The sequence below is a fragment of the Pseudomonas congelans genome (genome assembly GCF_900103225.1).
Taxonomy (GTDB): domain Bacteria; phylum Pseudomonadota; class Gammaproteobacteria; order Pseudomonadales; family Pseudomonadaceae; genus Aquipseudomonas; species Aquipseudomonas congelans.
Genome location: NZ_FNJH01000011.1, coordinates 1 through 24481, shown reverse-complemented (window position 1 = coordinate 24481; position 24481 = coordinate 1). Strand labels below are relative to the sequence as shown.

At 61.3% G+C, this 24481-nt stretch carries 17 protein-coding genes, 1 rRNA gene and 1 pseudogene; 7 read left to right on the top strand and 12 right to left on the bottom strand.

Features of this window, described 5'->3' with window-relative positions:
• Positions 1-28: 28 nt before the first annotated feature.
• The 4 genes from mdaB to selD form a co-directional block, all read right to left on the bottom strand.
• A complete protein-coding gene (gene mdaB / locus BLR20_RS24475; RefSeq protein ID WP_032613241.1) occupies positions 29-616 on the bottom strand; it encodes an NADPH:quinone oxidoreductase MdaB in 588 nt (195 codons plus the stop codon).
• A 198-nt stretch (positions 617-814) separates the two neighbouring features.
• Positions 815-1579 carry a sulfite exporter TauE/SafE family protein gene (locus tag BLR20_RS24470; RefSeq protein ID WP_054992689.1) on the bottom strand — a complete coding sequence of 255 codons (765 nt, stop codon included), beginning with the start codon at positions 1577-1579 and terminating at the stop codon, positions 815-817.
• Between the two features lie 33 nt (positions 1580-1612).
• Positions 1613-2713 carry a tRNA 2-selenouridine(34) synthase MnmH gene (gene mnmH / locus BLR20_RS24465; protein WP_054992690.1) on the bottom strand — a complete coding sequence of 367 codons (1101 nt, stop codon included), beginning with the start codon at positions 2711-2713 and terminating at the stop codon, positions 1613-1615.
• Positions 2713-3747 carry a selenide, water dikinase SelD gene (gene selD, locus BLR20_RS24460; RefSeq protein WP_054992691.1) on the bottom strand — a complete coding sequence of 345 codons (1035 nt, stop codon included), beginning with the start codon at positions 3745-3747 and terminating at the stop codon, positions 2713-2715. The genes mnmH and selD overlap by 1 nt, the downstream gene beginning before the upstream one ends.
• A gap of 235 nt (positions 3748-3982) precedes the next feature.
• Between selD and BLR20_RS24455 the strand changes: the two genes are divergently transcribed.
• From BLR20_RS24455 to phnE, 4 genes are read left to right on the top strand one after another with little or no spacing between them, the layout of a single operon-like run.
• A complete protein-coding gene (locus BLR20_RS24455) occupies positions 3983-4834 on the top strand; it encodes a putative selenate ABC transporter substrate-binding protein (protein WP_010434149.1) in 852 nt (283 codons plus the stop codon).
• Positions 4831-5628 (top strand): phosphonate ABC transporter ATP-binding protein, encoded by a 798-nt coding sequence (locus tag BLR20_RS24450; protein WP_054992692.1) that lies wholly within the window; start codon positions 4831-4833, stop codon positions 5626-5628. The genes BLR20_RS24455 and BLR20_RS24450 overlap by 4 nt, the downstream gene beginning before the upstream one ends.
• Positions 5622-6449: a PhnE/PtxC family ABC transporter permease gene (locus BLR20_RS24445; RefSeq protein WP_032613249.1), complete on the top strand. Its 828-nt coding sequence runs from the start codon at positions 5622-5624 to the stop codon at positions 6447-6449. Before BLR20_RS24450 ends, BLR20_RS24445 begins: the two co-directional genes overlap by 7 nt.
• Positions 6446-7213 (top strand): phosphonate ABC transporter, permease protein PhnE, encoded by a 768-nt coding sequence (gene phnE, locus BLR20_RS24440; protein ID WP_054992693.1) that lies wholly within the window; start codon positions 6446-6448, stop codon positions 7211-7213. Before BLR20_RS24445 ends, phnE begins: the two co-directional genes overlap by 4 nt.
• Positions 7214-7280: 67 nt before the next feature.
• Here phnE and ggt read toward each other — a convergent pair whose 3' ends face one another.
• From ggt to BLR20_RS24425, 3 genes are all read right to left on the bottom strand, one after another.
• Positions 7281-9008: a gamma-glutamyltransferase gene (ggt, locus tag BLR20_RS24435; RefSeq protein WP_054992694.1), complete on the bottom strand. Its 1728-nt coding sequence runs from the start codon at positions 9006-9008 to the stop codon at positions 7281-7283.
• Positions 9009-9211: 203 nt separating this feature from the next.
• Positions 9212-10099, bottom strand: a complete 888-nt coding sequence (mmsB, locus tag BLR20_RS24430) for a 3-hydroxyisobutyrate dehydrogenase (RefSeq protein ID WP_054992695.1) — start codon at positions 10097-10099, stop codon at positions 9212-9214.
• A gap of 33 nt (positions 10100-10132) precedes the next feature.
• Positions 10133-11659 (bottom strand): CoA-acylating methylmalonate-semialdehyde dehydrogenase, encoded by a 1527-nt coding sequence (locus BLR20_RS24425; RefSeq protein WP_054992696.1) that lies wholly within the window; start codon positions 11657-11659, stop codon positions 10133-10135.
• Positions 11660-11817: 158 nt separating this feature from the next.
• Between BLR20_RS24425 and BLR20_RS24420 the strand changes: the two genes are divergently transcribed.
• From BLR20_RS24420 to BLR20_RS24410, 3 genes are all read left to right on the top strand, one after another.
• The gene (locus tag BLR20_RS24420; protein ID WP_054992697.1) at positions 11818-12765 is read left to right on the top strand and encodes a LysR family transcriptional regulator; all 948 of its coding nucleotides are present in this window, start codon (positions 11818-11820) and stop codon (positions 12763-12765) included.
• 229 nt (positions 12766-12994) lie between these two features.
• Positions 12995-14155 (top strand): polymorphic toxin type 44 domain-containing protein, encoded by a 1161-nt coding sequence (locus BLR20_RS24415; protein WP_054992698.1) that lies wholly within the window; start codon positions 12995-12997, stop codon positions 14153-14155.
• Positions 14142-14561 carry a hypothetical protein gene (locus BLR20_RS24410; protein ID WP_054992699.1) on the top strand — a complete coding sequence of 140 codons (420 nt, stop codon included), beginning with the start codon at positions 14142-14144 and terminating at the stop codon, positions 14559-14561. Before BLR20_RS24415 ends, BLR20_RS24410 begins: the two co-directional genes overlap by 14 nt.
• Before the next feature lie 59 nt (positions 14562-14620).
• On the opposite strand, the pseudogene BLR20_RS27585 reads toward BLR20_RS24410, so the two are convergent.
• The 5 genes and pseudogenes from BLR20_RS27585 to rrf form a co-directional block, all read right to left on the bottom strand.
• Positions 14621-14815 (bottom strand): annotated as a pseudogene (locus BLR20_RS27585) (NUDIX domain-containing protein); the annotation flags it as partial.
• 119 nt (positions 14816-14934) lie between these two features.
• A complete protein-coding gene (recD, locus tag BLR20_RS24400) occupies positions 14935-17028 on the bottom strand; it encodes an exodeoxyribonuclease V subunit alpha (protein WP_054992700.1) in 2094 nt (697 codons plus the stop codon).
• Complete coding sequence (gene recB / locus BLR20_RS24395) at positions 17025-20717, bottom strand: exodeoxyribonuclease V subunit beta (RefSeq protein ID WP_054992701.1); 3693 nt, start codon at positions 20715-20717, stop codon at positions 17025-17027. The genes recD and recB overlap by 4 nt, the downstream gene beginning before the upstream one ends.
• Positions 20714-24187 carry an exodeoxyribonuclease V subunit gamma gene (gene recC / locus BLR20_RS24390; protein ID WP_054992702.1) on the bottom strand — a complete coding sequence of 1158 codons (3474 nt, stop codon included), beginning with the start codon at positions 24185-24187 and terminating at the stop codon, positions 20714-20716. The genes recB and recC overlap by 4 nt, the downstream gene beginning before the upstream one ends.
• A 194-nt stretch (positions 24188-24381) precedes the next feature.
• Positions 24382-24481 (bottom strand): 5S ribosomal RNA (gene rrf, locus BLR20_RS24385); the annotation flags it as partial.

Sequence of the window (24481 nt, the reverse complement as noted above, 5' to 3'; positions counted from 1 at the left end):
TTAGCGCTGTTCAGTGCAAAGTTCGTGTTCACTGCACACCAAACACCTTGGCCAGATGAGCCTGGTAACGCTGCACGTCAGCTTCGATATCGGGCATTTTCATCACGTCCACCGCCAGAAACGTCGGCAGGGCTGTCATGCCCAGAAACTCGTTGGCCTTGTGAAACGGAAAGTAGACCGCGTCGACACCTTTGGCTTCGAAGAAATCGGACGGGTCATCGAAGGCTTTCTGCGGCGCATTCCAGGTTGCCGAAATCATGTACTGCCTGCCATGCAGCAAGCCGCCGCTGCCATATGTCTGCGATGCATCCGAACGGGTACGGCCGTCGTTGGCATACAGGCTGCCGTGGCCCTCGGTGAACACTTCATCGATGTATTTCTTGACGGTCCAGGGCGCACCCATCCACCAGCCAGGCATCTGCCAGACGATGACATCGGCCCAGAGAAACTTCTGCACTTCCTCGACCACGTCGTAGCCGCCGTCAATGAAGGTTTGCTTCACATCGAAACCGGCGCGGTCCATGAACGCTACGCCCGCCTCATGCAGGGTCGCGTTATAGCGGCCTTCCGAGTGCGCAAACTGTTTACCGCCGTTGAGGAACACTACTTTTTTCATGGCTGAACTCTCGCAACCCGACCCCGCCCTTCTTGAGGCTGAGGTGGAGGTGATTAATGGATGAGCCGAGAGTAAAGAGATGCGCGCCCATGAGTAAGACAGCGAAGGGCAAAATACTCTTGCTGCCCAGTCACGAATGGCGTGAAGACTATTGAGCGAAATGCGTGAACAGAAGAGGACAGGTTTATCCCGTCAGGCTCAACCCTTTATCAGCAGGTGCAGCCCCAACAGGCCCATGCCGATGAAGAACACACGCTTGAACAGCACCGCGCTGATTCGCTGGCGCAGCCATTGCCCCAGCAGCATGCCCAACAAGGCCGGAATCAGCGCCAGCGTGGATGCGCCCAGCTCTGCGCCGCCCAGCGCGCCGTTCCACGACAAACCCGCCGCCAGCGCCAGCGTCGAGACAGTGAAAGACAACCCCAGCGCCTGGACCAGTTGGTCGCGCTCAAGCCCCAACGCCTGCAAATAAGGCACTACAGGAATCACGAACACCCCGGTTGCCGAAGCGATCACCCCGGTGATCAGGCCGCACAGCGGACCCAGCCAGCGCTCGGCAGCGGCGGCAACCTTGAAGGTCGGCAGGAACAGCCCGCTCAGCGCGTAAAGAAACAACGCGCCACCCAACGCGCGGGTCATTGAATGACCGCCACTCATGCCCAGCCAGAACGCCCCGACCAGCGTGCCGATGAAAATCATGCTCAGCATCGGCCATAGCCGCTTCAGCAAAGGCCGTAGATTGCGACCCGTCGCCAGCTGCCAGACGTTAGTGAACGTCGACGGGATGATCAGCAACGCCGCAGCCTGCGCAGGCAGCATGGCCAGCCCCAGCAACCCCATTGCTACCGTGGGCAAGCCCAGGCCGATCACACCCTTGACCGTTCCGGCCAGCAGAAAGGTGCCGATCACCAGGGCCGAAAGGCCCCAGCCCAGCGTTTGATAGAAGTCGAGAATCGAGTGCATGGCATCCCTTGCCAGATGGATAGAGGTAGAGACTTAACGTTGCTCGGAGCGCTCGCGCAGGTAGGCCAGCACTTCCACTTGATGCCCTGCAAATTCGATACGCGCCGCTTTGTGTTCGCGCTGGTAAGCGTACATCGGGTCGTAATATTCGCCGAGCAGGCCTTCGATCCAGCCGCGGTGCAGGTCAACCGCACCGTTGCGCTGCTGTTCCTCCAGCGCCGCCTGCATAATGCCCGACAGGCGCTGGTGACGCTCGCCGCCCAGGCGTTTGTGAATGTTGTTCAGGCTTTGCAACAGACGCTCGGCAAACAGGCCAAAGCCCTGCTCTTCGCCCTTGACGGTGATGAACTCTGCGCAGAGGTTGATCACGTAGTCATCGAGAATGCGCTCGACGCGATTCTCGAAGCTGTCTTCCAGCCAGACCATCGCGCAGCCCTGCATGGCCTGGTGCAGTTCCAGGGGCACGTTGCAACTGCCGACCAGACGGCTTTCATCTTCCAAGACGAATTGTTCGATACCGGCTGCGCGCTTCTTGAGCAGGTCGATGGCCAAGCGGTTCTCGAAGTCGATCTGTGCCGGCTGCCCGGTGGCACGCTTGCCGAAGCTGGAGCCGCGGTGATTGGCGATGCCTTCCAGGTCCACGCTATTGCGCAGTTGCGTCAATACTTCGGTCTTGCCCGTGCCGGTCATCCCGCCGAGCACGACGATATCGCACTCGGTCACCGCCTCGTGCAGGGTATCCAGCAGGAAAGTGCGCATCGCCTTGTAGCCGCCAAGAACGCGCGGGTAGTCGACCCCGGCCTCCTTCAGCCAGCGCTGCACGGTCTGCGAGCGCAGCCCACCGCGAAAGCAGTACAGATAGCCCTGCGGATTCGCTCTGGCGAACTCGATCCATGCATTGACGCGTTCATCCTTGACCTGACCGCAGACCAGTTGATGCCCGAGCTGGATAGCGGCGTCCTGGCCGCGCTGCTTGTAGCAGGTGCCGACCTTTTGCCGCTCGAGGTCATTCATCAGCGGCAGGTTGATCACACCAGGGAAAGCCCCCTTGGAAAACTCTACCGGAGCGCGAGCGTCCATCATCGGCACGTCGTTGAGAAACAGTGCGCGGTAGTCGCTGCTGTTGTCGGCCATCAGAACACCTCGACGGCGTGGGTCTGTCGCTCGCGCAGGGTGCCGATAGGGTTGAGCAGCAACCCCAGCTCGGCGGCCACGATCAGAAACTCGGCTTCACCTTCAGGGCTGACCGCGACCAGCAGACCACCGCTGGTCTGCGGATCACACAACAGGTCACGCTGGGCATCGCTCAGCGCGCCGATCCTGTCGCCGTAACTTTCAAAATTGCGCAATGTGCCGCCCGGCACACAGCCCTCGGCAATGTAATGCTCGACGCCGGGCAGACGCGGCACAGCAGCGTAGTCCAGACGCGCGGTCAGACCTGCGCCGTCCGCCATCTCAACCAGATGCCCGAGCAGACCGAAGCCGGTGACATCGGTCATTGCCTGCACCCCGTCGAGCTTGCCGAAACGGCTGCCCGGCTTGTTCAGGGTGCACATGCAGTCACGCGCCAGACCGATGTCTTCATCGCGCAGCTTTGATTTTTTCTCGGCCGTGGTGAGGATGCCGATGCCCAGGGGCTTGGTCAGGTACAGGGTGCTCCCCGCCAGGGCCGTGTCGTTGCGCTTCATGTGCTTTTTCTGCACCACGCCGGTCACCGCCAGACCAAAGATCGGCTCCGGCGCATCGATGGAATGCCCGCCTGCCAGCGGGATACCGGCAGCGTCGCAGACGGCACGGCCACCGCGAATGACTTCACGCGCCACTTCGGGTGGCAGGATATTGACCGGCCAGCCGAGAATGGCGATGGCCATCAGCGGGTCGCCGCCCATCGCATAGATGTCGCTGATGGCATTGGTCGCGGCGATACGGCCGAAGTCGAACGGATCATCGACGATGGGCATGAAGAAGTCCGTGGTCGAGACCACGCCGCGTTCGTCATCCAGCGCATAGACTGCCGCGTCATCACGCGAGGCATTGCCAACCCAGAGTCTGGGGTCAAGGTTCTGAGCGCCGCTGCCAGCGAGGATCACGTCCAGCACCTTGGGGGAAATCTTGCAGCCACACCCTGCTCCGTGACTGTACTGGGTCAGGCGGATTGGCTCATTCATCGCGACACTCTCGGTTACCGGGAAACAGGCTGTGGAGTCTAGGGGCTGTTCCCTTATCAGCGCAAACCGCGTCGTGTGCCGGTTGTGCATTCGTAAGGTGAATCTGCCGAACTGGCCTTTCTCGCCATGCCTCTTATAATCCCCGCGCATCAGCACCGAATCCTGTGAAGCCCCGCCTGCTCGTGCACGCGGGCTTCACGCTATCCTTTTTCCGCTATTGAACCGGAGAACCTCCATGCTCAAGCGTACCCTGGCGCTCGCAGCCGGCCTTGCCCTGTCCTTCTCCGCCCTGACCAGCCACGCTGCAGATACCCTGCGCGTCTCGGCCATTCCCGACGAAGCGCCCACCGAACTGCTGCGCAAGTTCAAGCCGCTGGGTGCCTATCTGGAGCAACGGCTGGGCATGAAGGTCGAGTTCGTCCCGGTCGCGGATTACCCGGCAGTGGTCGAAGCGCTGGCCACTGACCGGCTCGACATGGCATGGCTGGGCGGCTTTACCTTCGTGCAGGTCAACCTCAAGACCGGTAATGCAGTGCCACTGGTACAGCGTGAGCAGGACGCCAAGTTCACCAGCAAATTCATCACCTCCGATCCGAACGTGACAACCCTGGCGGACCTCAAGGGCAAGACGTTTGCCTTCGGCTCGGTGTCGTCGACATCCGGCAGCCTGATGCCGCGTTATTTCATGCTCAAGGAAAATATCAAGCCGGAAACGTTCTTCAGCCGCGTCGCCTATTCCGGCGCGCATGACGCAACCGCCGCATGGGTTCAGGCGGGCAAGGTCGATGCAGGCGTGCTCAACGCCAGTGTCTGGGACAAGCTGGTCGCCAGCGGCAAGGTCGACACCAACAAGGTTCATGTATTCCAGACCACGCCTACTTACTTCGACTACAACTGGACCGTGCGCGGCAGCCTCGACCCGGCACTGGCAGCGAAGATCAAACAGGCTTTCCTCGACCTCGACCCGGCCAACCCGGAGCAGAAGGCGATCCTCGATCTTCAGGCCGCCAGCCGCTTCATCGAGACCAAACCAGAGAACTACAAGGGCATCGAAGAAGCCGCACGCGCTGCCGACCTGCTGAAATGACCCTGTGTCTGTCCGGCATCGAGCTGCGCCACAGCGACGGCACACTGGCGTTGCGTGGCCTGGACCTGAGCATCGATAGCGGCGAGCGAGTGGCGATCATCGGGCCGTCCGGTGCAGGCAAGACCACGCTGCTCAATCTGCTGGCCAGCGCTCTGCCGCCCAGTGCCGGACAACTGCAGGTGCTGGGGACTGATCCCTGGCAGCTCTCCAGTAAACGACGCCAGCGCCTGCGCAGCCGCATTGCGCTGATTCATCAGGCACCGCCGTTGCCGGCGCGCCAGCGGGTGGTGACTGCGGTGTCGGCGGGCAGGCTTGGTCAGTGGGGGCTGGGCAAAAGCCTGCTGAACCTGCTGCATCCACTCGACATCAGCGGCGCCCGCGAGGTGCTGGCACGTCTGGACCTGGCGGACAAATTGTTCGAGCGTTGCCAGCAGTTGTCCGGCGGACAGCTGCAACGTGTCGGCATTGCCCGTGCCCTGTATCAGCAACCCGAACTGCTGCTGGCCGACGAGCCGGTTTCGGCGATGGACCCGCGCCTCGCCGATCACACCCTGGCGCTGCTGTGTCAGCACGCCATCGAGCACAACGTGACGCTGGTCGCCAGCCTGCATGCGGTGGAACTGGCGCTGGCGCATTTTCCGCGCGTCATCGGGGTGCGCGACGGGCGAATTCACTTCGACCTCGCCGCCAGCGAGGTCGGCCGGGAGCATCTCGACACGCTGTATGCCAACGAACAACTCAGCCCTCAGCCGGTTTCGGATGCGACTGAGACACGCTGGACACCGCGATGCTGAGTCGGGATCAGCGCGACCCGGCGGCAACGCCACGCTTGTTGCTGACACTGCTGGCGGTGGCCCTGCTCTGGCCGGGCATTCGCCTGGCCGAACTGAATCCGCTGGTGCTGTTGCAAGCCGATAATGCGCGGACGATGGGCAGCTTTCTCGCCGAGTTCTGGCCAGTGGCGCACTCTGCGGAATTCCTCGGGTTGCTGCTGGATGCGACGCTGCAAACCCTGGCGATTGCCACCGCCGGCATTGCCCTTGCCTTGCTGCTGGCCGTACCGGCAAGCCTGCTCGCCAGCCAGGCATTGTCGCTGTCGGCCGCCTCACGTGGCGGCCGCCCCGGCTGGCTCGGCCAATGCCTGCGCTGGCCGGTACGCGGGGTGCTGATCTTCCTGCGCAGCGTGCCGGAAATAGTCTGGGCGCTGTTGTTCGTGCGCGCGGTCGGCCTGGGCCCGACGGCGGGCGTGCTGGCCATCGCCATCACCTATGCAGGCATGCTCGGCAAGGTGTACGCCGAGATTTTCGAATCGGTGGACCAGCGCCCGGCCCACGCGCTGCTGCAGGCAGGCAGCGGTCGCTTGGCCGCACTGGCTTACGGCATCCTGCCCAATGCTGCAGCCGAACTGACTTCCTACACTGTGTACCGCTGGGAGTGCGCCGTGCGCGCCTCGGTGGTCATGGGCTTCGTCGGCGCAGGCGGGCTAGGTCAGCAGATCGACCTGTCGATGCGCATGTTCGCCGGTGACGAAGTGGCGAGCATGCTGCTGACCTTCCTGCTGCTGGTGCTGCTCGCCGACCAGCTCAGCCGTTTGCTGCGCAGGCAGTTCACATGAAGCGCGCAGGCAACCTGCTGGTCGTGCTGACGATGATTGCGTCCGTGGTCGCATCGTTTGTGTACCTCGGCCTCGACCTGTTCACCCTGGGCAGTCACGACAACCTGACGCAGATGGGCCGTTACGCGTTGCGCTTCATGAGCCCGGACCTGAGCAGCACTCATCTGCAGGCAATCGGCCAGGGCGCTCTGGAAACCCTGGCCATGTCTGCGCTCGGCACATTGTTGGCCGCCATTGCAGGTTTGCTCCTGGCATTGCCCGCTGCCGGGCGCTTCGGCTGGCTGCTGCGCAGCCTGAGTCGCCTGCTGCTCAATGCGCTGCGCGCCATTCCGGAACTGGTGTGGGCCGTGTTGATGGTGCTGGCTGCCGGGCTCGGCCCCAATGCTGGCACGCTGGCACTGGCACTGCACACCACGGGCGTTCTGGGCCGTCTGTTTGCCGAGGCACTGGAAAATACCGCGCCGCAACCCGCTGCAGCGATTCGTCTGCAGGGCGGCAGCGCCTGGCAGGCGTTCAGCTACGGCACCCTGCCCAACCTCTGGCCACAGCTGCTGGCGTATACGCTGTATCGCTGGGAAAACAACATTCGTATGGCCAGCGTGCTGGGTTTTGTCGGCGCGGGCGGTCTGGGGCAGATGCTGTACGTCAGCCTCAGTCTGTTTCAGGAAGCGCAGGCCAGCACCGTGATTGTGGCGATGCTGGTACTGGTGTTCGCCGTCGACGCATTGAGCGGCTGGAGCCGGCAGCGCTGGGTGCGCAACTGAGCAGACGCTGGAAAGCAAAACGCCACGACCCTGAAGCTCAGGGCCGTGGCGTGATCAGTAGCGTGACTCAGTAGCCCAGCGACAACCCGGTGTTGCGACGCGGGTCGTTGGCGCCGTAGAAGCGGTTGTTACCGACCGGCTTGCCACCCAGCGAAGGCGCGCCCACCAGAATTGCCGCCACATGATTGAGCGGCTGCGGACCTGCGAACTTTTGCCCCCAGCTCTCGAGAATCTTCAGCGTGTCAGGGCTGACCGCGAAGGTATCGATGTTGGTTTCCTCAGGCTGCCATTGCTGGTGGAAACGCGGCGCGTCCACCGCTTCCTGAATGTTCATGCCGTAGTCGATGACATTGAGCATGGTCAGCAGCGTGGCGGTAATTATGCGACTGCCGCCCGGCGTGCCGACGACCATAACTGCCTTGCCGTCCTTGGTGACAATGGTCGGGCTCATCGACGACAGCGGCGTCTTGCCCGGTGCGATGGCGTTGGCTTCGCCCTGCACCAGTCCGTACATGTTGGGCACGCCGACCTTGACGGTAAAGTCATCCATTTCGTCGTTGAGGATCACGCCGGTCTTGCTGGCCATGACGCCCGCGCCAAACCAGTTGTTCAGGGTGTAGGTCACCGACACCGCATTGCCCCATTTGTCGACAATCGAGTAATGGGTGGTGTTGCTGCCTTCGTGGGGGGCGACGCCCGGTTTGATCTTGTTCGAGTCACCGGCCTTCTGCGGCTCGATGGCAGCGCGCAGCTTGGCGGCGTACTTGACGTCCAGCAGGTGCTCGACCGGATTCTTGACGAAGTCCGGGTCGCCCAGGTAGCTGTTGCGGTCCGCGTAGGCGTGCCGCATGGCCTCGATCTGATAATGCATACCCTGCGCCGAGCGGAAGCCCAGCTCTTTCATCGGGTAACCTTCGAGGATGTTCAGAATCTCGCAGATGACCACACCGCCGGAGCTAGGAGGCGGTGCCGAGACCACGTGGTAGCCGCGGTAGTCACATTCGATCGGTACCAGCTCGCGGGTCTTGTAATGGTCGAGGTCCGCCTGGGTGATGATGCCCTTGCCAGCCTGACTGGAATCGACCAGTGCCTTGGCAACCCAGCCCTTGTAGAAACCGTCGCTGCCCTTCTCGGACACTTCCTTGAGGGTCTTGGCCAGGTCTTTCTGCACCAGCTTCTGACCGACCTGCATCGGCTCGCCCTTGTCGAGGAAGATCGAACCGGAATCGGCCATGTCCGCCTTGAACACATCGGTGGCGCTCGACAGCATGTCGACATCGCCCTGCCCCAGCACAAAACCTTCCTCGGCGAGTTTGATCGCCGGAGCGATGACTTCTTCACGCTTGCGAGTGCCGTACTTGCTCAGCGCCATTTCCATACCGGACACGGTGCCAGGCACGCCGACGGCCAGATGGCCCTTGGCACTCAGATCAGGGATGACCTTGCCGTCCTTGTCCAGGTACATGTCGGCAGTGGCCGCCAACGGTGCCTTTTCACGGAAGTCGAGGAAGGTCTTGCGCCCGTCGGCCAGCTGGATGGTCATGAAGCCGCCACCACCGAGGTTGCCGGCAGCGGGATAGACCACTGCCAGCGCGTAGCCAACCGCTACGGCCGCATCGACCGCATTACCGCCAGCCTTGAGTACATCGACACCCACGTGGGTAGCCAGGTGCTGAGCCGTCACGACCATGCCGTTTTCGGCAGCGACCGGGGCTTGTGACGCGGCGAATGTGGGGGAATACGCGACAATCAGTGCCGTCGCGATCAACGATCTGGCGAGGGGTTCGAACTTCATGATCGATCTCTTCTTTTTCTGGGTCAGGGACGTTTGATGTGAAGCGCCAGCCTCCGGGCGAGGATGCGGCGCTTCTCGTCGAAGCGTACCGAGCATCCCTGCGCGGGTATGACGAGTTCCAAAGTAGCCGGTTCTGCTGCGTTTTCCTAATGTAAAAACCGGATACATATCAACGCCCCGCTGCTCCCCGAGACAGGTCACGCCTACACTTTCGGGCGATACCCCTCAATGATCGCCGAGAAATCCTTGCCGCCGTCGCCACGCAGGCTCATGGCTTGATACAGCTGTTGCGCCACTGCGCCGAGGATGACCGGTTGATGCGCCGAACGCGCGGCCTCGGTTGCCAGGCCCAGATCCTTGAGCATCAGCTCGGCACCGAAGCCGCCGCTGTAACCGCGTGACGCAGGAGCGGTTTCGACGATGCCGGGCCACGGGTTGTAGGCCTCGGAACTCCAGCAACGACCGGTCGAGGTATTGATGATGCCGGCCAGCACTTGGGTATCGATACCCAGTGCATTGCCCAGCGCCATGGACTCGGCGACGCCGATCATGGAAATCGCCAGCAGCATGTTATTGCAGATCTTGGCGATCTGGCCGGTGCCCACATCACCACAATGCACGATGTTGCGGCCCATCTGGTCCAGCACCGGTTTGAGCACAGCAAAGTGCCCGGCAGAACCTCCGACCATGAAGGTCAGCGTCCCGGCCTGCGCACCACCGGTGCCGCCCGACACCGGCGCATCGCCCAACACCACGCCTTGCTGCGCAGCGAGCGCGGCGATGTCGCGAATGGTTTGCGGGTCGATGGTGCTGCAATCAACCGCCGGAACTCCGGGCGAGATCCCCTTCAAAACGCCGTCGTCGTTCAGGTATACGCTGCGCACGTGCGCCGCAGCGGGCAGCATGGTGATGACCAGTTCACTGCCCTGGGCCGCCTGTGCCGGTGAGTCGCCGATCTGTGCGCCCAACTCGGCGAATTCGGCCAGTACTGTCTTGTTCAGGTCGAACACCTGCAAGGCGTGGCCGGCTCTGATCAGGTTGCGGGCCATGGGCGCGCCCATGTTGCCCAGACCGATAAATGCGATGTTCATGGTTGTTCTCCCAAGCGAATTGACCGCCAGCGCTCAGCGCAGATTGATCGTGGTGTTCACACCATCATTGACGCTGTCGTCATCGAACCAGCGGCTGGTGACGGTCTTGGTCTGAGTGTAGAACTGCACCACCTGTTTGCCGTACGGGCCCAGATCGCCCAGTTTGGAACCCCGCGAGCCGGTGAAGCTGAAAAACGGCACTGGCACGGGAATCGGAATATTGATCCCGACCTGTCCGATATCGATCTCGCTTTGAAACTTGCGTGCCGCCGCGCCGCTCTGGGTAAACAGCCCGGTGCCGTTGCCGAACGGGTTGGCGTTGACCAGCGCGATAGCCTCATCAAGGGTATCGACCTCCAGCACCACCAGCACCGGCCCGAAAATTTCCTGAGTGTAGATCTGCATGTCGGTGGTGACGCCCGAGAACAGTGTCGGCCCTACGAAGTTGCCGCCCTCGTAACCCGGTACCGAAACCTCCCGACCATCCAGTTCCAGCGTCGCACCTTCACGCACACCGCTCTCGATCAGGTCCAGAATGCGCTGTCTGGCGCGCCGTGAAATCACCGGCCCGATGTCGGTGCCCGGTTCCTGACCGGCATTGACCTTGAGTGTCTGCGCCCGCGCCTTGAGGTCCGGCAGCCATTGTTTCGAAGCGCCGACCAGCACCACCACGGAGGTCGCCATGCAACGCTGGCCCGCCGCACCGAAACCTGCGCCCACCAGCGCGTCCAGGGTTTGCTCACGGTTGGCATCGGGTAGCACGACGGCATGATTTTTCGCCCCCATCATCGCCTGCACACGCTTGCCATGCCGACCGGCAAGATCGTAGACATGCGTGCCGACCGCCGTCGAACCGACGAAGGAAACAGCCTTGATGTCCTTGTGCGTGCAGATCGCGTCCACCACCTCCTTGCCGCCATGCACCACGTTGAGCACACCGGGCGGCACCCCCGCCTCGATCGCCAGCTCGACCAGTAGCAGGGTCGACAGCGGATCCTGCTCAGAAGGCTTGAGCACGAATGTATTGCCGCAGGCGATCGCCATCGGAAACATCCACAGCGGAATCATCGCCGGGAAGTTGAACGGTGTGATCCCGGCGCACACGCCGATCGGCTGACGCAGCGTGTAGGTGTCGACGCCGCTGGCGACGTTCTCGGCAAACTCGCCCATTTGCAGCGTGCCGATCGAACAGGCGTGCTCGACCACTTCCAGGCCCCGAAAGATATCGCCCTCGGCATCGGCCAGCGTCTTGCCCTGCTCGGCACTGAGTACCGCCGCGATACGTTTGGAGTGCTCGCGGATCAGCGCCTGCAACTTGAGCATGATGCGCATACGCACACCGATCGGTGTTTCGCGCCAGGTTCGATAGGCCGCATGGGCTGCTGCGACGGCGGCGTCTACTTCACTGGCCGTGGCGAATGGCACCTGGGCGAGGATTTCCTGGGTGGCCGGGTTGACGATGTCTTGCCATTCGCTGCTTAGCGAGTCGGTCCACTCGCCGTTGATCAGCAGTTTCACGCGGGCAATCGAGGTCGTCGTGTGGTTCAGTGAGGCATTCATTTCAGCGATTCTCCCTTCAGCAAACCACGCATCCACAGCCTGTACAGAAGGATGATCGTGGCCTCCCGGCAGTCTTGTTTTTGAATTGGTCAGGGGGCGTGCTTTGGAGTATAGATGTGCAAACTTCTAACAAGAATGCAGATAAAAGCAGGGTCAACATGCAAAAAAACATCACCTCCCTGGGGTTGTTGAACTGGGATGACCTGAAGTTTTTCCTCGAGGTGGCACGCACTCGAAAAGTCAGCAGCGCGGCCCGGCGCCTGGGCGTTGACTACACCACCGTGTCGCGGCGTATCAACTCGCTGGAAACCTCGCTGGGCACACTGCTGTTCGAGAAATCGCGCAACAACGGCTTCATCATGACCGCCGAAGGTCAGCGCCTGCTGGGCTATGCCGAGTCCATCGAAAGCACACTGCACATGGCCTGCGAGCAGGTATCCGGGTCCAGCGTCGCGTTGTCCGGGCATGTCCGCATGGGCTGCACCGAAGGCTTCGGCAGCTTCTTCATCACCCCGCAACTGAGCCACTTTCTCGACAGCTACCCGAGCATTTCGCTGGACATCCTGCCGCTGCCGCACTTCATCAGCCTGTCGAAGCGCGAGGCGGATATCGTTATCGCCCTGGAGCGCCCCGAACACGGCCCCTACGTGTGTTGCAAACTCTGCGATTACAGCCTGCGTCTGTACGCGACCCAGGCCTACCTCGACAACCACCCGCTCATCGAACACAAGACGGACCTAAGCGAGCACGTCTTCATCAGCTACGTCGACGACCTGGCGTTCAGCTCCGAGCTGCTGTACATGAGCAATCTGCTGCCCAACGCCCAGGCACAACTGCGCAGCACCAGCGTCATCGCCCAATACACCGCCGCCCTGCAGGGCCGCGCACTGGCCATCCTGCCATGTTTCCTCGCCGCTCAAGACCCACGGCTGCTGCCGGTGCTGACGGAAGAAGTGAACATCACTCGTCAATTCTGGATGTACTGCAGGGAGGACCTGCGCAAGCTGAAACGGATCACGTTGCTGTGGGATTACATTCGGGAGGTGACGGAGTTGAATAAGGGGTTTTTGTTGGGGGAAAACCGCGCTATTCGCTTCCTTCAGTGACAGATTTTCAAGGGACCAGGTAACCGTATAGTAGCGGGGTAGACAGCTTGTGACACGGATGCGAGTTCGCTCTCATTGAGGTCACACCGACTTTTCGATCAGATTCTCAAGGTACTGCGCAAAATTGAGACTTGCCCTACATACCGTCTTTTACGCTTCCGGTAGCCTCCCACGCGTCAACTAAACGCTGGTTGTTGTCTACGGATCAAAGACGCAAGGACGGCATGCAATGATTTCTTCAGCTCGATTGGGCGACAGGCACGCCTGCCCATTACCGGGTCACGGTACACTGTCTGTCGCTTCTGCATCCGGTGACGTCAACATCAACGGCATGGGCACGGCACGTGTGGGTGATACCTGCGGGTGCGGGGCGGTCATCACTTCAGGTTTTCCTTCCATTCTGGTGAATGGCCGTCCTATGGCCCACTTGGGAAGCCCCACCAGTCACGGCGGGACAATCACCACGGGCTCAGGCAATGTTGGTGGCGGCTTCGTCATGGGCGACGCTGGCGGCGCGAGCATTATTGACTTCATGGCGCTGGGGGCTTTCCGGCCAGACGGTTCCGTGGACGACGAGAAGATGGCGACCTTGTTGTCTGACCCGAAGCTCACGGAGAAAGCCTTGGCGGCGAATGCCTTGGTAGATCCCAAGGCAGCCGGTAAGAAGTCAGATGCGCAGCCTGAGTCAAAAGCGGAACCTGTTGTTTGCAAACACCCTGACAGGATGGAAGAGCTGGCGACTTATATTGCTGGAGAGATGAACGCCAACATCAATAGTCCCACAGTTCGACAGATGAGAGACCTCAATAGCTTCGATGCGGCGGTAAAGATGAAGGAGTATGAGGCGCTTCCATTTTACTTGCGCCTTGGTCCCGGCCCGGACTTTTACAGCATGGCGTCCGGTATGCAAGCAAAGGCCTTTGCCATCTGGGCAGAACGTGTTGGTCAGAATCGCCCGTGGGATCACAAGCCGATCATCCGTCGAACAATTGGTGGTGTTTGGCACAAACAAGGCAAGTACGAGTATTTTTATGACATCTGGTCCAACGTCCATTACGGATATGTAGGCATGGCTGGGGGTCTCTCCGAAAGCGCTCTATTGGATGGCGCCGGAGCCGAGCAGATAATTTCAGACGCTGGACGGAAGGTTGATGAGGTGTTTACAAAGCCTAAGGCTCAATGGGAACTACCCGGTCCGAACCGCTCCGGTGATGTCGATGGCCTGAGGGCTTGGGATGATGCTCCCGACCGAATATCTATTAGCATTGGGGTGAAGCTCTATCAACAACATCCCAACGGAGGCATCACGGCCAAGATGATCATGGACGAAGTGCTTGCAGTACCGCCCCAGGCATGGGGTAAAGGAGTCCAAATACATGCCTGTCCATAAACCCAAGATCCGATATGGCCGTTGGATGCTTCTTCTACTCGTCATCCTTCCTGTGGCTTTTTGGTATTTTGCCTCTCCGGTCGTAGCGGTCAATTTTTCTCCGAATAGCAAGGAGGAGTTTCGATACGTGTGGAACACTCAGGACAGAATCCACAGGGGCGATATCAGGCAAGGCGGCTCAGCCGTTGAGTTCAGCTACATATTCCCTGATGGGGACTTCTTCATGAGGTTCGACTGGTGGACCGACAAGGGATTTCAGAGGTGTTTCTACGTAACGCCGAAATGGGGGCGGATGATAGACATCTATCTTGATGATATCGGCAGGATCGACACAGCCAAGACGGCGCCTGACGTCATTGCTCGTCTGAAACAGTGTCCGGGGCGACCAGACCCCTTCCAGCCCTGAGGCGTGCTACCAGCGCCACGTCAAACTCGGCACAGCCAATGAGTAAACACAAAGACACTCCCATGACTGCGTTGGTAGATGGAGCTAATAGCTGCCTCCTCCATTAACTCCCGCACAGCAGCCGCGCCACTTGACTCGTCTGGTTCCACACTGCCCTTGACCAATTGCAGGCCCGCCAACGGATGCTCAAATGCCAGAATTTCCAGCACTCCCCGGTTCCGCAGAACCACAGCACACGCTTTATCCGCCGCCATGCAGTTACACCTTGGCCTTTTCAGTTGCCCCTTAACCCGGTTGAAGAGCATAGGGGTTATGACGCTAGACGTCGTATCTGTGCTGCCCGGTAGAGAATCGCCGGACAGCCCGGACATGATCAAAGCCCCAGCATCAGCCCACTCAGGCGTTTGACCTTGCGGCGCAGGGCTTCTTCGAATATGCCCTGGCGCGGTTCGATCAGGCTGAACCAGTGCTTGGCGCGGGTGATGCCGGTGTAGATGAGCTCCTTGGTCAGTACCGGGTTGAGCGCTTCGGGCAGGATCAGGGCGGTATGGGCGAATTCCGAGCCCTGGGATTTGTGTACGGTCATGGCGTACACGGTTTCTACCTCGTTGAGGCGGCTGGGCAGGACGAAGCGTACGCCTTCGCTGCCGTCGTTGCGGGGGAAGGCGACGCGCAATACCTGTTTGCCATCGCCGTCGCGCTCGGGCAGGCGCAAGGTGATGCCGATGTCGCCGTTCATAAGGCCGAGGCCATAGTCGTTGCGGGTCATCAGCACCGGGCGACCTTCGTACCATTGCTGCTCGCTTTCGATCAGCTTCGCGCTGAACAGCGCGTGAGTGATGCGCTGGTTCAAACCCTCCACGCCCCACGGGCCTTTGCGTACGGCACAAAGCAATTGAAAGGCGTCGAAGGCGCTGAGTACCGAGCGCGCCCAACGCGTCCAGCACGCGTCGTCCAGTGCCGAATCATCGGCGGGACGCTCGGCAGCGAGTATGTTCAGGTAATGCCGGTAACCCTGCGGGCCTTGCTCGCCCCTGCCCAGACCGTCGAGAACCAGGCGTTCAAACTTGAGGTCCTGCTCGCCCTTGAGGGCCAGGGCGAACAGGTCGTCATGACTGCCTGCCGACAGCAGCGCGCGGGCCTGTTGGTCCTGTTGCTGGTTGACCAGTCGGGCCAACTGGCCGATGCCGCTGCCCTGGCCAAAGCGACGCGAGTGGCGCAGCATCACCACTTGCTGGGCCAACGGATGCTGCTGCGCATCGCCCTGGCGCAAACCGCCCTTGCCGAGGTCTTCGCCGCTGACGGCTTCAAGCCAGGCCTGGGTATCGGGGCTGTAGAAACCTTCTTCGGCGTCGCGGCACAAATCCCCCAGTACCGCCCCCGCCTCAACGGACGCCAGCTGGTCCTTGTCACCCAGCAGAACCATGCGTGCATGCGGCGGCAGTGCGTCGAGCAGATTGGCCATCATTTCCAGGTCGATCATGGATGCTTCATCAACCACCAGCACGTCCAGCGGCAGTAAATTGCCCGCATGGTGGCGGAAGTGCCGGGTACCGGGGCGACTGCCCAGCAAGCGGTGGACGGTAGTTACTTCGCTGGGGATTTTCTGCCGTACGTTGTCACTGACATCCAGGCTCTGCACCTGTTGGCTGATGGATTCGGTCAGACGTGCCGCCGCCTTGCCGGTAGGTGCCGCGAGACGGATGCGCAGCGGCTGGCCACTCTGTACCGCCGGGGCCTGCAACAAAGCCAGCAGGCGCACCACCGTGGTGGTTTTGCCGGTGCCGGGGCCGCCGGTGATGATGCTGAAGCCCTTGCGGGTGGCCAGCGCGCAGGCAAGTTTCTGCCAGTCGATGACGGCTTGTGGCGAGGGATCGGCCGGACCGAACAACGCGTCGAGCTGCTGCGCCAAATCCTCCGGCGGCGTTTCACGCTGGGCCAGGCGCTGACGCAAGGCTGCAGCGATACGCCGTTCGTAAGTCCAGTAGCGACGTAGGTACAGACGCCGCTCGGCCAGCACCAATGGTTTTTGTCGCGCTTCGGCACTTGAATCGCCGACCTCGGCGACCAGCATGCTGTCTGCCAGCGCCTGACACCAGGCAGCGCCATCCAGTGCTGCCAGCAGTTGTGAGGGCAGCAGCATCGGCGCGCTCTGCTGATCGCCTTCGGGTGGCAGTGACAGGGCGAAGTCCGGTTCTTTGAGGGTCTCGTACAGATCAAGGCAGACGTGACCGTGGCCGAGCTGATGGCTGGTAAGCGCCGCAGCCACCAGCACCAACGGATCGGCCTGCGGATCGAGATCACTGAGGAACGCGACGAACGCTTTGTCCAGAGCACGCAACCAGCCGCGCTCGACCCAACGTTCGAGCAGGATCAGCAGATCGCTGACACGCGTCAGCGGGCTCAACTCCGCGAGGCTGATATCGTCCAGCGCGGTAGGCAACAGATCATCGAACGAGCGGCTCATGCCAATGCTCCCGGCAGGTCATGCGCTATCGGTTTGCCCTGAAACAACAGGTCCAGACTTTCGATCAGCTCACGTGGCGGACGGGTGAAATACGCTCCCTGAGAGGCCGAGCGACTGCCCCGCAGGAACAGGTACAACGCGCCGCCCATGTGCTGGTCGTAATCGTAATCGGCCATTCGCGCCTTGAGCTGACGGTGCAGGGCCAGCAGGTAGAGGACGTATTGCAGGTCGTAGCGGTTGTCGAGAATGGCGGTTTCCATCGCCAACTGGGTGTACGCATTGTCGTCGCTGCCCAGCCAGTTCGACTTGTAGTCCGCCACGTAATACCGGCCCTCGTGTTCGAACGTCAGGTCGATAAAGCCCTTGAACATGCCGTTGAGCGAGACCGTCTCGGTCGCAGCACGCGGTGCGTTGTCGTGGGTGAAGCGACGCACCAAGGCATCCATCTGCGCGACGTTGACGTTATTGCTGGCGAACCAGAATTCCATTTCCACACGGTACTGATTGGGCTGATCCAGCTCGCTCAGGGCCACCGGTGCAGCATCCGGTGACAGGCGCATCGGCATGTTCAGCATGTGTTGCAGCCAATCGCTCAGGGTATTGATCCAGCCTGCCCAACCGCGCCGATTGCAGCGCCGGGCGACGGCGTCCTGCAGTTTCTCCGGCGCGTGTGCCGTCATCGCAAAACCTTCGTTGCCAGCCCACTCAAGCAGCCCGTGCAGAAAGGTGCCGGGATTGGGGCCACGCGGAAAACGATGGATATCGCCGCCGCTGGTCAGGATGTCGCGCGGGGCTTCGGGGTCCAGGCGCTCATCGTCGAACAGTTTCTGTGCCTGCGGGCTGTCAGGTGATTCATCGGCACCGGCCGTTACCGTGTCGCCGATACGCAGGGCACTGTAGGACGCGATCCACCAGTTCTCGGCAGCGCGGCGTTTGGGCACCAGCAGCTTGACCAGCGCCGCTGCGTTGCGCGGCGCACTGAAGTGCTCGTCGGTGGGTTCAGGAACGGGCTGCAAGGCAATCGCCTCACACCCCTGGGCCAGATCACGCAGCCAGACGCTCAACTCCGTCGACTCGGCCAGCGCTGCGCCACCGCCCAGCAGGTAACCCAGTGCCGAACGATGCAGCATCGAGGTGTTGGCATTGCCACGCTTGAGGTCGGCGACGCCCAGCCAGCAGGCATGTTCCGATCGGGTGAGGGCAACGTAAAGCAAGCGCAGGTCTTCGGCCAGACGTTCGTCATCGGCTTGTTGAATCAGCGCCTCGGTAGGCTGCAGGCTGATCTGGGACTTGCCGTCGGCGTCATGAAACTGCAACGGCAGGCGACTGCCGTCCACAGGCTTCGACGAGCAAATGAACGGCAGGAACACCAGCGGGTACTGCAGCCCCTTGGACTTGTGGATAGTGACCACCTTGACCAGTTGCTCGTCGCTTTCCAGACGCAGGATCTGCTCCTCTCCGGCCTGACCGGAGAGTGCCAGGTGGTCGCCCAGATGACGGATCAGCGCCTGTTCGCCATCCAGCTCGGCGGCAGCCTGCTGCAACAATTCAGACAGGTGCAGCAGGTTGGTGAGTACTCGCTCGCCGTCGTTGCGGGTCATCAAGGTCTGTGGCAGGGCAAAGTCGTGCAGCAGACGGCGCAGCATCGGCAGCACACCCTGGCTGCGCCATATGGCGCGATAGCCACGAAACTGCATAACGCGCCGCTCCCACGCCAGTTCGTCCTGATTCAGGCGTTCCAGCTCGGCCAGCGGCAGGTCCAGCGTGATACACGCCAGCGCGGCACGCAGCGTGCGTTCGGAGTCCGGCTCGGCACAGGCCTTGAGCCAGGACAGCAGGTCGTGGGCTTCCTGAGCGGCGAACACCGAATCCTTGTCGGACAGGTACACGCTGCGCACACCACGCGTGGTCAGTTGCTGACGCACCGCCTGCGCTTCCTTGCCGTCGCGGACCAGAATCGCAATGTCGGCCGGACGCAGCCCGCGCAGTGCGTTGTCGGGCGTGACGAAACCGGCACGGTCCTGCTGACCGGCATTGAGCAGACGCACGATCTCGCTGGCGCAACTGGCTGCCAACTGTTGACGATAAACCACGCCGGACACCGGCTGGTCGCTCTGCAGATGCCAGACCGTCAGCGCCGTCAGGGGTGCACCGTCGACGTGCAGTGTCTCTTTGCGGCCTTGCGCCAGCGCATCGGAGAACGGTACCTGATTGCCTTGCTCGTCACGAAACAGGAACGCACCGCGACCTTGTTCACGTTGCTCTGCGCGCGTGAAGACATGGTTGACCGAGTCGACCATCGCATGACTGGAGCGGTAGTTGGTGTCCAGGGTATGCCAACGGCCATCGGTGGCCTGGCGGGCACGCAGGTAGGTGTAGATATCGGCGCCGCGAAAGGCATAGATCGCCTGCTTCGGGTCGCCAATCAGGAACAGCCCGGTCTGCTCATCGTTGGCCTCGAGACGATAGATGCTGTCGAAGATCCGGTACTGGACCGGGTCGGTGTCCTGGAATTCGTCGATCAACGCCACCGGAAACTGTTCGCGAATCAGGGTGGCCAGACGCTCGCCGCCAGCGCCATGCAGGGCGGCGTCGAGCCTGAGCAGCATGTCATCAAAGCCCATCTCGGCACGGCGACGCTTCTCTTCTTCAAAGCGCGCGCTGACCCACTGCGCCGCATGCTGCAACACGGCAGCATCCGGTTTGGGCAAGCCGTCGAGCGCCGCCTTCAGCTGTGCCATCGCCTCGAAGGCCGGGTGCGCAGGTGGATCGCTCTTCCAGGCTTCAGCAATACCTTCAGGGGTCAGACGAGTGAAACCAGTGCCCAGGTCCAGCGCTTCCTGCGTGTCGTCAGCAGCCCAGGCGGCAAGCTTTTCAAACCAGGGTTTGAAGTAGCGTTCCTGCATCTTGCGGCCATCGACAGCCTTGCGGGCGACGGCGTCCTGACAGAGCGCATACAGCTCGTCAGCCCACACGGCCCAAGGCGCTTTCAGCGCGGCAAGCGCTGCCCGGCGCTCTTGCAATGATGCCGCGATCAGTTCGGCCGGTTCCTGCGTGAGAGGACTGCGCTCACGCCCGAACAGACCTCGTACACGCGGCAATAACGCTGCCGGGCCGCTGAGGTTTTCCCGCACCCAGAGCAATGCGTCGCCGCTCATGGGGTAGCAGAAGCGTCGCCAGTAATCGCGCAGGACTTCGCCGAGCAAATCGCTGTGGTCGGTTTCCAGCGTCTGGGTGAACAGGCTGCCGCTGTCGAATGCGTGCTCGCGCAACATGCGCTGGCACCAACTGTGGATGGTCGAGACCGCGGCCTCGTCCATCCACTGTGCGGCAATGTCCAGACGGCTGGCGCAGGCTGGCCATAGCGACGCGTCGAACTGCTCACGCAGCTCGGCAATCAGGCCATCGGGGGCGGCGATCTCGTCACGAAAGAACCGCGCAGCCTCCGCCAACCGGGTACGAATTCTGTCTCGCAACTCTTTGGTCGCGGCGTCGGTGAAGGTCACCACAAGGATCTGCGGCGGCAGCAGTTCACGACCAAAGCCGGACTGCTCGGTGCCGTGGCCGAGTACCAGACGCAAGTACAGAGCGGAGATGGTGAAAGTCTTGCCGGTGCCGGCGCTGGCCTCGATCAACTGGCTGCCGCGCAGTGGAAAGCGCAGCGCGAGTGGAAGGGATTGCTCGCTCATGCGCTGCCTTCTCCGCCGGACAACGACTGCCAGGGCGCGTCGTAAATCGGTTTGTAAAGCGTCTCGCACCAGCCTGCAAATTCTTCACTGTCCATCAGTGCGTCAAAGTCCGGGAACTGCCGAGCCAGTGCCGTGCTTTCGCGACGCTCGCCATCGGTGGTCTGTCCGTCACCTTCGTAGGCTTTGCGGGCGGCCGCTTCGGCTTTGTCGGCGGGCTGGCCCAACCAGGCAAAGGCGGTTTTGACAGCGATCGGAAGAGGTTCCTGCATGCCGCGCAGCCAGGCCGTCAGCAAGTGATTGAGGGTAGTCACGGCGGCTGCCTTGTCCAGCGGCTCAAGCATCAGGGTTTCATCACTGGCGACCAGCGCCGTGCTCAACGGCAGACCACAGGCGCACGCCACCAGGTGATTGACCCACGGCCGAATCAGCCGGTGCCACTTGCGGGTCTTTTTCGAACCGATGCTGTTGGGAATGGCGGTGACCAGCAACAGCTCGCTGCGGGCGTTACGGTGCAGCCCGCCCAGCCAGCCGTCGATGCTGACACCCGCATGGCTGAAACCGATCGGTAAAGCGCTGCTCAGGGTCTCGGGCCAGAGGGTCAACAGATCGTGGTAGCGCCTGAGTACGTCCGGCAGCGGCTCGATCAGTTCGCTCTGCATCAAGGTGCCGAAACCTGCGAGCGGCAGCAGACCACTGGCTTGCAGTTTCAGCGCCTGAGTCTGCAGAGCAGCATCCATGTCGTCCGGCGAGGACATGCCAGCGCCAAGCAGGCTTTCACTCAGGCCGTAGCGCTCAAGGGCGTCGAGCACGAACGGTTCCTCATCGGCGAGCGGCGCTTCAGCGACTTCGAAATAGATCTTCAGGCGCTGGCTGAAGAAGTGCTTTACCGGATTTCTCAGGAAATCCTGCAACTGCGCAATGGACAGCGGTTCTTCCTGTTCATGAGCGGGCAGCGCTTGGGGCACGGGCAGCTGAAGGTCGGTTTCATGCAGCAGGCGCCACTCGCGTGCGAAGCTGAAGTACCCCGTGCCGGCGTGGAAGTAATTGGCGCTGAAGGGTTGCAATGGGTGATTCACCGTCAGGGCTTTCAGCAAGCGCTCATCATCCTGTTTAACGTCCGGATCGGTCTCGCCAGCCAGCTTCCAGCCGCTGGCGAGGTGATCGCGCAGCTGACCGATCAGCACCGAAGCAGGACGCTCACTGTTGTCACGAATGCTGTGGCCAACCCAGCTGATATACAACTGGTCTCTGGCCGAGAGCAGCGCTTCCAGCAACAGGTAGCGATCGTCTTCACGTCGGGAACGGTCGCCGGGGCGGTAATCACTGCCCATCAGGTCGAAATCCAGCGGCGGTTGCGCGCGCGGGTAATCGCCGTCGTTCATACCGAGCAGACAGACCACTTTGAACGGGATGGCACGCATGGGCATCAGCGTGCAGAAGTTGACCGAGCCCGCCAGAAAACGCTGGGACAGGCGCCCTTGGTCGAGCCCGGCCAGCCACGCCTCACGCACAACGGTCAGCGGCAGTTCATCGGTCAGCCTTACCGTTGCACAGGTTTCCAGCCAGTTCTCGCGCAGTGTTTCCAGCTGGGCAAGCAGGTAGTCGTCATGCTCGCTGTCGGCGAGGAAGAACAACTGCAGCAAGGATTGCAGGCGGGCACCCCACGCTTCAGGAGTCGTGGGTGTCGACAACTCCGTATGAGCGACCTGGAGAGCGTCAATCAGCGCGACCAGCGGACCGATCAACGCCGCATCAAGCCCGCCGATCTCATCGTAAGGCTCGATACCGTCGTAAGCTGCACCGGCCCCTACGGCGTAACCCAGCAACATTCGGCGCAGGCCGAAATGCCAGCTGTTCTGCTCAAGGGCATCAGGCAGTCCCAGACCTGCACGCTGTTGAGCATTAAGGCCCCAACGAATGCCTGCGCCTTCTATCCAGCGATGCAGCGTTGGCAGGTCACGCTCCTGAATCCTGAAGCGTGCTCGCAAGGCTGGAACGTCCAGAAGGTCAAGAATTTCGCTGACCGGAAAACGGCTGTCCGGGAGTTTGAGCAGATGCTCGACAGCAATCAGCAACGGCTCGCGGCCGCGCTGGCCCTGGTCAGCCAGCGTGAAGGGTATGAAGCGACGATCTTCGCGTTCGATCTGCCCGAATACCGCTCGTATGTGCGGGGCATAGCTGTCGATGTCCGGGACCATGACAATCACGTCACGCGGGCGCAGGCCGGGGTCTTTGCTGAATCTCGCCAATAGCTGGTCATGCAGCACCTCCACTTCGCGCTGTGCGCTGTGCGCCACATGGAAGCGGATCGAGCGATCCTCAAGAGGATCGACTGCCGGCCAGAGCTCACGGGTCTCATCCAGCGGACGCAGCTCGAGAATATCGTCCTGCAACTGGTTCAGCAGGGTGGTGGGCTCCGTGTCACTGAACAGGTCAATGCGCTCGTCCTTGAACGAGGAGCGGTAGCTGCGTGGGTCGTCATGGCTGTCGAGCAGGTTGATGTAATCACGTCCCTGCTTGCCCCAGGCCGCGAGCAAGGGGTGAGCATGCTGATGCAGCGCTTGCGGGTCGAGGACCATCGGCATCCCGCTCTTGCGCGCCTGGCGCTTGTACTGGTGACGCAGCAGGTCCTTGTCAGCAACGATATCGGTCCAGTGGTGACGGCACGGATTGTGGACACAGAGCAGAACCTGACTGAATCTGGCCAGCCCTGCCAACGCCTCGAGTGCTTGTGCCGGCAGTGACGAAATGCCGAAAACGATGACCCGTGCCGGCAAGCCCGGCGGCGCTTCGGTCATGTTGCCGATGCGCTCGATGAAGCGTTGATGCACGCCTGCGCGGCTCTGCGACATCCCTTCAGCACCGACATCATCCAGCAGCGCGCGCCACAGTTCGGCTTGCCAGCAATTGGCGGCTGACAGTGGTCTGGACTGGCCTAGTACGTCGCGCAATTGATGGCGACCAGCGGCCCAGTCTTCCAGCCAGTCAGCGCGGTAAACCTGATATTGGTCGAACAGATCGGACAGGCGTTCGGACAATTGATAGCGCTTGCGCAGGTCAGTGTCGTCGGTCAGAAAGCGCTGCAGAGGCTCGAAGTGTGGCTGATTGATCAGCGAGGGCAACAAGCGCATCAAGCGCCAAGTCAAAGGGGTCTTGTCGAGCAACGAAGTCTGGGGAATCTCATCCCCTCCCAGCACCATGCGATACAGCGTCCACATGAAACTGCCGGGCAACTGGACGTCTATGGCGGCAGCGATACCACAGCCACCGTTATCTTCATCCTGAGCATCTTCGGCCAAGGCCAGCTTCAGCCATTGCGCAATGCCGTTGCTCTGCACCAGAGCAATCTCGTTTTCCAGGGGCGCCAATGGATATCGCCGCATCCAGGACACAACCAGACTGCGCAGTTCATCCGGGCGGTTGCCTTGAACCACCATGAAGCCTGCACTCAGAGAGGTTGTAACGGACATGCTTGCTTCCTTGACGGGTGCGTGGAACCTGATGCCGAACCATAAGGGCAAGCGCGCCGGATTGCCATAAGCACGTGGGTCTGGATGACTGCCGGAGAGATGGAGTTATGAGTTCAGGAGAGTGCAGAGGTTTCTCAAACCCCAGACAAACAAAAACCCTCGACGCGTAAGCGAAGAGGGTTTCTGGAATTCAATCTTGACGATGACCTACTCTCACATGGGGAAACCCCACACTACCATCGGCGATACATCGTTTCACTACTGAGTTCGGGATGGGATCAGGTGGTTCCAATG